At 60.7% G+C, this 12,009-nt stretch carries 10 protein-coding genes; 6 read left to right on the plus strand and 4 right to left on the minus strand.

What is annotated here, in order from left to right; genetic code table 11:
- Nucleotides 1–101 precede the first annotated feature (101 nt).
- The gene (locus tag AC1UK9_RS10195; protein ID WP_482579971.1) at nucleotides 102–476 is read left to right on the plus strand and encodes a hypothetical protein; all 375 of its coding nucleotides are present in this window, start codon (nucleotides 102–104) and stop codon (nucleotides 474–476) included.
- A gap of 4 nt (nucleotides 477–480) precedes the next feature.
- The gene (locus AC1UK9_RS10200; RefSeq protein ID WP_025113563.1) at nucleotides 481–744 is read left to right on the plus strand and encodes a PAAR domain-containing protein; all 264 of its coding nucleotides are present in this window, start codon (nucleotides 481–483) and stop codon (nucleotides 742–744) included.
- Between the two features lie 368 nt (nucleotides 745–1,112).
- Here AC1UK9_RS10200 and AC1UK9_RS10205 read toward each other — a convergent pair whose 3' ends face one another.
- On the minus strand, nucleotides 1,113–1,736 hold the full coding sequence (locus AC1UK9_RS10205) for a hypothetical protein (RefSeq protein WP_482579972.1): 624 nt from the start codon (nucleotides 1,734–1,736) through the stop codon (nucleotides 1,113–1,115).
- Nucleotides 1,737–1,913: 177 nt separating this feature from the next.
- Between AC1UK9_RS10205 and AC1UK9_RS10210 the strand changes: the two genes are divergently transcribed.
- The 3 genes from AC1UK9_RS10210 (at nucleotide 1,914) to AC1UK9_RS10220 (ending at nucleotide 5,960) form a co-directional block, all read left to right on the plus strand.
- A complete protein-coding gene (locus tag AC1UK9_RS10210; RefSeq protein WP_482579973.1) occupies nucleotides 1,914–2,414 on the plus strand; it encodes a sigma-70 family RNA polymerase sigma factor in 501 nt (166 codons plus the stop codon).
- 40 nt (nucleotides 2,415–2,454) lie between these two features.
- Complete coding sequence (locus tag AC1UK9_RS10215) at nucleotides 2,455–3,438, plus strand: FecR family protein (RefSeq protein ID WP_482579974.1); 984 nt, start codon at nucleotides 2,455–2,457, stop codon at nucleotides 3,436–3,438.
- A 98-nt stretch (nucleotides 3,439–3,536) separates the two neighbouring features.
- Complete coding sequence (locus AC1UK9_RS10220) at nucleotides 3,537–5,960, plus strand: TonB-dependent siderophore receptor (RefSeq protein WP_482579975.1); 2,424 nt, start codon at nucleotides 3,537–3,539, stop codon at nucleotides 5,958–5,960.
- 85 nt (nucleotides 5,961–6,045) lie between these two features.
- Here AC1UK9_RS10220 and AC1UK9_RS10225 read toward each other — a convergent pair whose 3' ends face one another.
- The gene (locus tag AC1UK9_RS10225) at nucleotides 6,046–7,197 is read right to left on the minus strand and encodes an MFS transporter (RefSeq protein WP_482579976.1); all 1,152 of its coding nucleotides are present in this window, start codon (nucleotides 7,195–7,197) and stop codon (nucleotides 6,046–6,048) included.
- Between the two features lie 1,176 nt (nucleotides 7,198–8,373).
- Between AC1UK9_RS10225 and AC1UK9_RS10230 the strand changes: the two genes are divergently transcribed.
- Complete coding sequence (locus tag AC1UK9_RS10230; protein WP_482579977.1) at nucleotides 8,374–9,354, plus strand: diaminopimelate epimerase; 981 nt, start codon at nucleotides 8,374–8,376, stop codon at nucleotides 9,352–9,354.
- 88 nt (nucleotides 9,355–9,442) lie between these two features.
- On the opposite strand, the gene codA is transcribed toward AC1UK9_RS10230, so the two are convergent.
- Complete coding sequence (codA, locus tag AC1UK9_RS10235; RefSeq protein WP_482579978.1) at nucleotides 9,443–10,690, minus strand: cytosine deaminase; 1,248 nt, start codon at nucleotides 10,688–10,690, stop codon at nucleotides 9,443–9,445.
- 14 nt (nucleotides 10,691–10,704) lie between these two features.
- Nucleotides 10,705–11,976 (minus strand): cytosine permease, encoded by a 1,272-nt coding sequence (gene codB, locus AC1UK9_RS10240; protein WP_473015106.1) that lies wholly within the window; start codon nucleotides 11,974–11,976, stop codon nucleotides 10,705–10,707.
- Nucleotides 11,977–12,009 lie beyond the last annotated feature (33 nt).

Consider the following 12,009-nt stretch of genomic DNA (forward strand, 5'->3'; position numbering starts at 1 on the left):
TAATCGCAAGGCTCAAAACACAACCCCGGACAAATACACAATGCAGGTTGGACAATAGTGGGGGCTGATTTGTTTTTGCAATGAGTTATGAATGCAAGCTGGTGTTCGACGACACCACCTCAGCCAGCAAAGTAATGAAGGAACTAGAGGGCAGCGGCGCATGTGTTCGCGTGCAACAGCCTGGTGACCTCTACCTGAAAGATCAGTCGCTCAACAGCAGCGCTGATTATGACGCTCGATTGATCTATGAAAGTGAGAGCGTTCTGTGGCTTCAGGTCAATTTCAAGTCATTGAGCCTTTACCAAACCATGCTCTCGGCGTTGGGCGGCAGCGACTGTAGATGTCTTGAGGATGGTGACGACGATGAAAAGATGCCGCTCAAGGAAGCATTTCGCACCAAGGGCAATTTTTGCAGAACTGTTGATGGTCTGCATCGTGCGTCCGTGCAAATAAACAGGCCATGGTCAAAGGAGTAACAACATGAAAGACGCCATTCGCTTGGGCGACTCCACCACTCACGGTGGCAAGGTCCTCGAAGCGTTCTCCCGGACCGACCTCAACGGTAAGCCGATTGCCGGGGTTGGTCACAAGGTCAGTTGCCCCCTGTGCAAGGGGATTTTCCCGATTGCCGAGGGCAGCAGCACTTACACCGTGGACGGCACATCCATCGCGCTGGACGGTATGAAAACCGCCTGTGGGGCGGCGCTGATTGCCAGTGGCCCGAAAGGTACCGTGATCAGCTAAGTATCTGAATTTCGATTAGGCATACTTCAACGTCACGTATTAAATCGCCCCTGATTTCCTAGACGGCTTCGACTGGCTCCCGTTAACTGTTCTCTGCACGTTGTTACTGCGGTGTATTCTGGTTAAGTGAAATGCAAGCGATCGGTCGTCACAGATGTAGATTACTGGTCAGCGGCAATGCACATGAATGATCGAATCCGTGAAATGGTACAACCACGCTGTAAACCGGTTTTATGCGCTGTTAACCACAGTGGTTAAGCACGCAGCCTTCTGCCAGACGTATTGCCGACATTTCAGAGGTGTTGATGAGGGGCCTGCGACGGGTACTACTCCCAGCTTCTCCATGTGACTGACCGTCTGTTTTGAGGTTAAGCAAAAGGTTTTGGCAAGCTCACTTCCCAAAATTTGGAGATGTCGAACGAATTTGTATCGATCCACCACGATTGTCCCGCTGCGGGCCGGCCGCCGCGGGAAGTAAAACAGCCGTTTTTGCATAGCACTTTGATAGTATTGACTGGCAGCTTTAGTTGATTGGCTGCTTGCGCAATATTTAACAAGGGAGGCAGGGTGGCGGCGAGGTGCCTAGCTTGTGTCAGATCAACGGCAATCGTCTTATTGCCGCATGCAGAGATGCCTCTATATCCGTGAAGCTCGCCTTCGGCGATCAACCTTTTTAGCAATGGAACGTTAAGGTTGAGTGTTTTTGATGCGACCTCCAAGGACGCCAACTGCTTTGGTTCACTGCGTAAATGGGAGCCGAGATGCGAATTGCCTCGGACACAGTCTGGATGAAGTGAATGTGTTTCAAGCTCAGAACGAACAAAATCAAAGGCGTGGCTCGTGAGTCCTTCATAGATATTCATTCTCAAACGATCTACATGTCTTGCGGCTGAATTCCTCTTGGCGTTTGCAATACGCGCATCCAGTTTTTGAAGCGAGCAATGAAAGGAAGCTGGCCAGTCCGACAAGAGTCGGCCGGCCATCGAGGTCATTTGATACCTCTGCTTCGTGAGCGTCGACGGTGCCAAATAGTCCGCTCAGCGGTGCCAAATCCGACGCGCGCTTACACATCTTTCTTGAAAACCTACACGAATCCGGCTTCCAAGGAATAAATTGCCGGGCTTAATAGGAAGCATTACTATTCACGCCCCTTTCCACAGCACGCTGTCATGAACCCCATGCTGCCCCGCAGACCCGGCTTTTTCGAGCATTACGAAGAGTTGATCGGCACCTGGACCCGCCGCCTGCGCAATCGCGCGCAGGCCGAGGATCTGGCGCACGACACCTTTGTGCGGGTGCTCGAATCCGATTCGGCAGCGGTGCAGCAGCCACGGGCGTATCTGCACCAGACCGCACGCAACATTGCGGTCGACGGTTATCGGCGTGAGGACCGGCGGGGTGCCATGGAGTCGCAGGCAATCGATCACAGTGTGTCGTCAACTGGCGACCCGGAGCATTACATGCATGCGATCCAGTTGGCCGACTCCATCGAGCGGGCGCTTCAGGAATTGCCGGTCAATTGCCGCAGGATTTTCGTCTGGCAGAAGATCGAAGGCCTGACCCAGGCCGAAATCGCCGAGCGCCTGGGGCTGTCCAGAAACATGGTCGAAAAGTATATGATCCGCACCCTGCGGCACTTGCGCGATCGTCTCGACGGCTTGCAGTCATGAGTGCTCGCCGCTTTTCATCCCCAGCCCGACAGGACATTCCATGATGGATACCCGTGATTGCGCGTGCGGGCAAACAACGGTGCGCGATGAGGCAGCACGCTGGTTTGTGCGTTTGCAGGAGCCACTCATCAGTGCCGACGAACAGCAGCGCTTCGACGCCTGGCTGAACCAGCATCCGCAACACCGTGACGAATTTCAGTTGCTGCAAGGTTTGTGGACGGCGGCTGATCTGCTGCCGGCGCCGCGTCTGCAGGCCCTTGTTGCAACACCGCCAGCGCGTCGCGAACGACGTCCGTTGCTGCGTTATGCGGTGGCCGCCAGTGTGCTCGCGGTGGCACTCGGGCTCGGTCTGTTCAGCGGGCTCAATCATCCGGGCGGCTACCGCGCCGAGTTCGTCACGGCACTGGGCGAGCGCAAGCATGTGGCGTTGCCGGACGGATCGGTGATCGACCTCAACAGCCGCAGCCGTTTGCAGGTGCGTTATGAACAGGATCGCCGGCTGATTGAATTGACCGAGGGCGAGGCGATGTTCAGCGTCGAGCACGACACCTCGCGACCGTTCGTGGTCGAGGCCGGCAGCGGCAAGGTCACGGTCACCGGCACGCGTTTCGATGTGCGCCGCGATCTGACGCAAACCCGGGTTGCGGTGGAGCAGGGCACGGTCAAGGTGCAGGGGCGCAATGCGCCGGACAATCAATTCATCAACCTGACCGCAGGCCTCGGCACCCATATCGATGCCGAGGGCAAAGTCGCTGCAGCCTATGCGGTCAACCCTGGCGAACTGACGGCCTGGCGTGGCGGAAAACTGGTGTTCACCAACGCCAGCCTCAGTGAAGTGGTAGCCGAAGTGTCGCGTTATCGCGAGAAACCGCTGACTGTCAGCAACCCTGCGGTAGGCAGTCTGCGCCTGACCAGCGTGTTCAAATCCGACAACACTGATGCCTTGCTCAAGGCCCTTCCAGGCATCCTTCCGGTGGCCGTTCGCACCCATGCCGATGGCAGTCAGGAAATAATTTCAAAATAAAATTCAGGTTTTTTTCGAGTTCATCGTCTTCCTGTTCAACTGCAACTGGTTTGCATTAACAGACGCACACTCTTGCGATCCACAGGACAACGTTCGACGTGAAAAACACCTCAGCCAACAACAAAAAATCCCCTTGGTTGCCGCTGGCTCTTGCGCTGGCGGTCAACGCTGCTGTGCCGCTGGCCTTCGCCGGTGACGCCATTCACATCCGTGCACAGCCCTTGGGCCAGGCCCTGAGTGAACTGGGTCAGCAAACTTCGCTGCAAGTGTTTTTCAGCCCGGACCTGGTCGCCGGTAAACAGGCACCGGCGGTCGATGGCAATATTTCGCCGGAGCAGGCGCTGCGTCAGTTGCTGCAAGGCAGCGGTCTGGACTACCAGCTCAACGAAGGCTCGGTGACCTTGGCACCGGCCGCCACTGCCGCTACTAACGGTCCACTGGAACTGGGCGTGACCGACATCAAAGTGGTCGGCGACTGGCTCGGCGACGCCGATGCCGCCGTGGTACAGAACCACCCGGGCGCACGCACGGTGATCCGCCGCGAAGCGATGGTCGAGCAGGGCGCGATGAACGTCAGTGACGTGCTCAAGCGCGTGCCGGGCGTGCAGGTACAGGATTCCAACGGCACTGGCGGCAGCGACATCGCGTTGAACGTCGGCGTGCGGGGGCTGACTTCGCGTCTGTCGCCACGCTCCACTGTGCTGATTGACGGCGTACCGGCCGCGTTCGCGCCGTACGGCCAGCCGCAATTGTCGATGGCGCCGATCTCCTCGGGCAACCTCGACAGCATCGACGTGGTGCGTGGCGCCGGCTCCGTGCGTTACGGGCCGCAAAACGTTGGCGGCGTGATCAACTTTGTTACCCGTGCCATCCCGGAAAAAGCCACCGGGGAAATCGGCACCACTCTGGAGACCACCCGTTACGGCGGCTGGAAGCACATCGACACGGCGTTCCTCGGTGGCACCGCCGACAATGGCATGGGCGTGGCGCTGCTGTATTCCGGGGTCAACGGCAACGGTTACCGCGAGCGCAACAACGACAACGATATCGACGACGTGCTGCTCAAGACCCATTGGGCACCGACCGATCAGGACGATTTCAGCCTCAACTTCCATTATTACGACGCCAGCGCCGACATGCCCGGCGGCCTGACGCAGAAGCAGTACGACGACAAACCGTACGACTCGGTGCGCGACTACGACAACTTCAGCGGCCGGCGCAAAGACGTGTCGTTCAAGTGGATCCGCCAGATCGACGAGCGTACTCAGGCAGAAATTCTGACCTACTACACCGACAGCTTCCGGGGCAGCACCATCGCTGCTCGCGACCAGAAAACCCTCAGCTCGTACCCGCGTTCCTACTACACCCTGGGTGTCGAGCCGCGCGTGTCGCGGGTGTTTGACGTGGGCCCGACCACGCAGGAAGTCAGCGTCGGTTATCGCTACCTGAAAGAGGCCATGCACGAGCAGTCGAGCCGTCTGGCGCTGGTCAACAACCAACCGGTGGTCACTCGCACCTCAGACGGCCATGTGTTCCAAGACCGCACCGGTGGCACCGAGGCCAACTCGGTGTATGTCGACAACAAGATCGACGTTGGCAACTGGACCATCACCCCGGGCATTCGCTTCGAACACATCAGCACCGACTGGCATGACCGCGCCGTGCTCGATACTTCGGGCAAACGCGTGCCGGAGAAAAACCGCAGCATCGAAAGCAACGAACCGCTGCCGGCGCTGAGCGTGATGTATCACCTGTCGGACGCGTGGAAACTGTTCGCCAACTACGAAACCTCGTTCGGCAGCCTGCAGTATTTCCAGCTCGGCCAGGGCGGTTCGGGTGACCAGACCGCCAACGGTCTGGAGCCGGAAAAGGCCAAGACCTACGAGATCGGCACGCGCTATAACGATGACGTGTGGGGCGGGGAAGTGACGCTGTTCTACATCGACTTCGATGACGAGCTGCAATACATCAGCAACGACGTGGGCTGGACCAACCTTGGCGCAACCAAGCACCAGGGCATCGAAGCGTCGGTGCATTACGACATGGCGGCGCTCGATCCGCGCCTCGACGGGCTGACCGCCAACGCCGGTTTCACTTACACCCGTGCGACCTACGAAGGTGAGATTCCGGGCTTCAAGGGCCGTGATCTGCCGTTCTATTCGCGGCAGGTGGCGACCGTAGGGTTGCGCTACGACATCAACCGCTGGACGTACAACATCGACGGTTTCGCCCAATCGAAGCAGCGCTCGCCGGGCACCGGGGTCAACGCCGATGGCAGCTTCAACGGCAACTACATCACCGAAGGCACGGCCGACGGACAGTACGGCGACATCCCGGGCTACGTGACCTGGAACGTGCGCGGCGGGTATGACTTCGGCCCGCAGGTTTCGAACCTGAAGCTCGGCGCCGGGGTGAAAAACATCTTCGACAAGCAGTACTTCACCCGTTCCAGCGACAACAACTCGGGGATGTATGTAGGCGCGCCGCGGACGTTCTTTGTGCAGGCCAGTGTAGGTTTCTGATAAACCGTGTCGTCCCCGTCGCGAGCAGGCTCACTCCTACAGATTCAGGGTGATACTTGTAGGCGTGAGCCTGCTCGCGAGGCTTTTAGACTTTGAGTGTTTTGCCGCCGATGGCCACTGCCACCAGCAGCACCGCCATCAGCCCGAAAGCGAAACTCAAACTGCTGGCATGGGCGACAAAACCGATCACCGCCGGCCCCGCCAGAATCCCTGCATAACCCAATGTAGTAATGGCTGGCACCGCGATGCTTTCCGGCATCACCGTCTGCTTGCCCACAGCGGTGTAGAGCACTGGCACGATGTTCGAGCAGCCGGCACCAACCAGCGCATAGCCCACCAGCGCCGCCTCCCAGCTCGGGGCGAAGGTCGCCAGAAACAGGCCGGCCGCCGCCAACAGACCGCCGAACAGAATAATCCGCGTGGCCCCCACACTGCGCACGATCCGGTCCCCCATCAAGCGTCCCGCCGTCATGGTCAGGGCAAATGCTGCGTAACCCAGACCCGCGTACGCCGTGTCGATTCCGCGTTCCTGCGCGAGGAACACCGCGCTCCAGTCCAGCGCCGCGCCTTCGGTGAGGAACACGATGAAACACATTCCGCCGATGAACAGCACGATGCCGTGGGGCACGGCGAACGCCGGTCCCGAGCTTTCACTGCCGTACGGCAGCATGTGGGGCACCGCTTTGAACAGCGCACCGATCAACACCGCAACCACCACCAGCATTGCCGCCAGCGGCGTCAGCCCAAGGCCGAGCAGGGCACTTACACCCGCCGCGCCGACAATCCCGCCGAGGCTGAACAGGCCGTGAAACCCCGACATCATGTTTTTACCGCTGGCCCGTTCGACGATCACCGCTTGCAGGTTGACGGTTGAATCCACCGTGCCCAAACCGGCGCCGAACATGAACAGCGTGGCGATCAGCGCCGGAATCGCCGACACCGTCGCCAGCAACGGCAACGCCGCGCAAATCAGCAGGGTGCCGCCGGTGGCCACTTTGCGGCAGCCGAACCGAGTGGCGAGAATCCCCGCCAGCGGCATCGCCAGAATCGAGCCAACCCCCAGGCACAGCAACAGCAGGCCCAACGTCCCTTCATCGAGCCCGGCCCGGGCCTTGGCGTACGGCACCAGCGGCGCCCACGCGGCAATGCCGAGTCCGGCGATGAAGAAAGCGATGCGCGTCGACATCTGTTGCAGGCGTCCGGGGACGAAGGTGTCTTGGGGGGTGAGGCTGGTCATATCGATCCTTGGCAAAAAACGTCGCGTCCCCGAATGACCATGCTGGCGCGGCGAGGTTCGATCGCAGGTCACGGGGAAGTGCAGCCGACATCCTAACCTGTAGGCGTTCGCCTGCTTGCGATAGCGCAGTGTCAGTCAAAAAATATATCGACTGATGCGCCGCTTTCGCGAGCAAGCCCGCTCCCACATTGAAAGGCGGGGGCTCACAGATCTGCTGTCATGCGCAGATTCCTGTGGGAGCGGGCTTGCTCGCGAAAGCGGCAGTTCAGGCGAAAACCGGATGCCTGACAGACCGCCTTCGTGAGCAGGCTCACTCCCACATTGAAAGGCGGGGGCTCAGCGATTTGCTGTCATGCACGGATTCCTGTGGGAGCGGGCTTGCTCGCGAAAGCGGTGGTTCAGGCGAAAACCGGATGCCTGACAGACCGCCTTCGTGAGCAAGCCCACTCCCACATTGAAAGGCGGGCGCTCACAGATCTGCTGTCATGCGCAGATTCCTGTGGGAGCGGGCTTGCTCGCGAAAGCGGCGGCTCAGGCGAAAACCGGATGCCTGACAGACCGCCTTCGTGAGCAAGCCCACTCCCACATTGAAAGGCGGGCGCTCACAGATCTGCTGTCATGCACAGATTCCTGTGGGAGCGGGCTTGCTCGCGAAGGCGGTGGTTCAGGCGAAAACCGGATGCCTGACAGACCGCCTTCGTGAGCAAGCCCACTCCCACATTGAAAGGCGGGCGCTCACAGGTCTGCTGTCATGCACAGATTCCTGTGGGAGCGGGCTTGCTCGCGAAAGCGGCGGCTCAGGCGAAACACCGGGTGCCTGACAGACCGCCTTCGTGAGCAAGCCCACTCCCACATTGAAAGGCGGGCGCTCACAGGTCTGCTGTCATGCACGGATTCCTGTGGGAGCGGGCTTGCTCGCGAAAGCGGTGGTTCAGGCGAAACACCGGGTGCCTGACAGACTGCCTTCGTGAGCAAGCCCACTCCCACATTGAAAGGCGGGGGCTCAGCGATTTGCTGTCATGCACGGATTCGTGTGGGAGCGGGCTTGCTCGCGAAGGCGGCGGTTCAGGCGAAACACCGGGTGCCTGACAGACCGCCTTCGCCAGCAGGCTCGCTCCCGCAGGCGATTGCGTTTTACAGTGGCCGATTCAGGGGATTTAACAGTAAGGGTCGGTGATGACGCAGTTCTTTGATGCGCGGGGCAATATTTACGGGGTGATTTCGCCGCAGACACTTCGCGATTCGGGGATCGATTTGCCGATCGGTGCCGCGCAGTGTGCTTTGTCGAGACTGGCATGGAGTCAGGCGGCGATTGCCCTGTGTTGCGACTGGCCCGAAGGCGAACGCCCGGCCGGCAGCAAATCCCACCGCAGCGACGGCCTGCTGATCGGTCCGTTCCAGTCAGCGCCGCCGTTCGACGTGCTCATCGTCAACACCGACGGCACCCTGGCAGAGCGCAGCGGCAACGGCCTGACGATTTTTTCCCAATCGTTGCTGGAGCAGGCATTGATGCCGGCGGAAGGCGCGTTATTGCGGGTTTATCACGACAAGGGTGACGCCGTGGAAACCTCGGTGAAACCGGCGGAAGTCGATGGTGTGCGCGGCTTCTGGCTGGACCTCGGTCAACCGTGCTTCGGGCCGTCGGCGGTGGGTGCGCAGACTGTTGAACGTCGTGAGTTCAATGGTCATGAAGTCAGCCACGTAGCGCCATTGGCCCAGCTCGATCCCGCGTGGCAGCACAGTCAGTTCGTGCGCATCGGCAACCCGCATTGCGTGACGTTGCTGACCGACGTTGCCGCGTTGCCGAGCAATCGGCAAATGGGCGAATCGCCCTGGGCCGAAGGCCTGACCCGTATCGCTTACGCCATGCCCGTCGGCGCCGGGCAACCTTGTCCGGCGGGCGTTAATCTGCAGTGGGCCGCGCGCGAATCGGCGCAACGCATCGTCGCCCGGGTGTTCGAGCGCGGGGAAGGGCCGACGGCGTCTTCCGGCACCAGTGCCAGCGCGGTGGCTTGTGCGGCGTGGTCGGTGGGCTGGGTGGCGAGCGGTGCGGTGCAGGTGGTCATGCCGGGCGGGACGGCGCCTGTTTTGCTTGAACAGGAGCGGGGGGAATTGGTGCGGGTGAGGCTGTTTGGTACGGCTCGATCGATGGGTTGAAGCGGCAATCGCCTTCGCGAGCAGGCTCGCTCCCACAGGGAATGCAGCCCATGTGGGAGCGAGCCTGCTCGCGAAGGGGTCAGTCGATTCAGCTCAGATCGGCACTGAACTCCACCACCGGCATCTGCCGCTTCATCAGCACTTTGCCACCGCGAATCGAATACAGCGGCAGACCCTGACTGCGGATCACCTCGTAATCGCTGTCCGCCGACAGAATCAGCAGGTTTGCCGGGCGACCCGGTTCCAACCCGTAACGTTCGCCCAGGTGCATGGTCCTGGCGCTGTTGTCGGTGACCAGATCCAGCGCGTTCTGCAAGTTGCGGTAACCGAGCATGTGGCAGATGTGCAAGCCGGCTTCGAGCACGCGCAGGATGTTGCCGTTGCCAAGCGGGTACCACGGATCGACGATGGAGTCCTGGCCGAAACACACGTTCATGCCGGCTTCGAGCAGCTCGTTGACCCGGGTCACGCCACGGCGTTTCGGGAAGTTGTCGAAGCGCCCCTGCAAGTGAATGCTTTCGGTCGGGCACGAGACAAAACTGATCCCGGAATGCCCGAGCAGGCGGAACAGTTTGGCGCAGTAGGCGTTGTCGTAAGAGCCCATCGCCGTGGTGTGGCTGGCGGTGACCCGTGCGCCCATGTCGCGGCTGCGCGCCTCTTCGGCGAGCACTTCGAGGAAGCGCGAATGCGGGTCGTCGGTTTCGTCGCAGTGCACGTCCACCAGGCAGCCGGTACGTTCGGCCAGGTCCATCAGAAACTTCACTGAGCTGACGCCCTGATCGCGGGTGTACTCGAAATGCGGAATGCCACCGACCACATCGGCGCCCATGCGAATCGCTTCTTCCATCAGCTCGCGACCGTTGCGGAACGACTCGATGCCTTCCTGCGGGAACGCAACGATTTGCAGGTCGATGAGATGACGGCTTTCCTCGCGCACTTCGAGCATCGCCTTGAGCGCCGTGAGCTGCGGGTCGGTGACGTCGACGTGGGTGCGCACGTGCTGGATGCCATGGGCGGCCAGCGTCTGAATGGTCTTCTTGGCGCGGGTCTTGGTGTCCTCTTCGGTGATGGTGACCTTGCGTTCGCCCCAGCACTCGATGCCCTCGAACAGTGTGCCGCTCATGTTCCAGCGCGGCTCGCCGGCGGTGAGGGTGGCGTCGAGATGAATGTGCGGTTCGACGAACGGCGGCACCACCAGATTGCCGCCGGCGTCGAGGTCGCCGGGGTTGAGGTTCGGGGCTTCGGTCTGGCGGCCGATGCTGCGGATCAGGCCGTCTTCGAGGTGCAATTCGTGCAAACCTTCCTGGTTACGCAGTCGGGCGTTGATGATGTGCATCAGGCGAATCCTTCTTATAGGTCTTGTAGTGGCGCAGTGGCGCGACGGGCGCCGAGCAGGCCGGTGACGATGACATACGTTAGCGCGGCGGCGGCGATCCCTACCAGCGGCGCGATCCACGGCGAGTGGAACGCAGCGAGCGTGCCGACCGCGTAAGCTCCCAGCCCCGGCCAGTTGAATGCCGGCAGCCGCGCGTCGGCCAGGCGTGGATAGCGCCCGCGCCAGCGGAAGAAAAAGTCGGCCATGATCACCCCGCCAATCGGTGGGATCACCGTGCCCAGCAGAATCAGGTAGGGCACCAGCATGTCGTACATGCCCAGCAAGGCGAGCAGGGTGCCGATCACCGCACCCGCCAGGGTCACCGTCTTGCGCCGTCCGGTGCGCAGCAGGTTGCAACCGGCGACGGCGAAGTTGTAGATGGTGTTGTCCTGAGTGCTCCAGATATTGAGTAACAGCATCGCCATCGCCGCCATGGCGAAGCCTTGCAACAGCAACACCTCAACCACGTCCGGCTGCTGATAGACGATCGCACCGTAGGCGCCGATCAGCACCATAAGACCGTTGCCGATGAAAAAACCGATCAGGCTGGCCAGTACCGCTACCCGTGCCGAACGCGAGAAGCGTGTCCAGTTGGTGGCTTGGGTCGCGCCGCTGACGAAGGTGCCGAACACCAGGGTGATCGCGGTCGACCAGTCCAGTGAACCCGTCGGCACCACGCTGAGCAAACCGTCTAGGCCGCCGACTTTGACCGTGGCGACCCACATCGACAGCATCAGCAGCAACATCATCGCCGGCACCGCGATGTACGACAGAATCTCCAGACCGCGATAACCGACATACGCCGTGGCGCAGAACATCAGGCCGAACAGCACCATCAGGCCGAGCACTGTGCCTTGATCCAGTTCAAAGTATTTGCCCAGCACTACCGCAGCGGTCGCGGTGCCCCAGGCGTACCAGCCGATCTGAGTGAAACCGAGGATCAGGTCGCTGAGCTTGCTGCCGACCTCGCCGAAACAGAATCGCCCCATCAACACCGAGTTGAGGCCGCTCTTGAAGGCGATGTAACCCAGGCCTGCCGCGTACAGCCCGAGCAACAGATTGCCGACGATGATCACCACGAGCATCTCACTGAAACTGAAGGCCACGCCGAGCTTGCCGCCAGCAAACATGGTCGCGGTGAAGAAGGTGAAACCCAGCAGCACCATCGCCGTCGAGGCCAGGCCTTTGCGCGCGTGCAGGGGGACTTCGCTGAGGGGGTAGTCGTTACCGGGATCGTTCTGCGTCATGGGGGCGTTCCTTGCTGAAAGGGGAGGACGCGG

It is taken from the genome of Pseudomonas sp. AK-TSAG1-1, assembly GCF_056821665.1.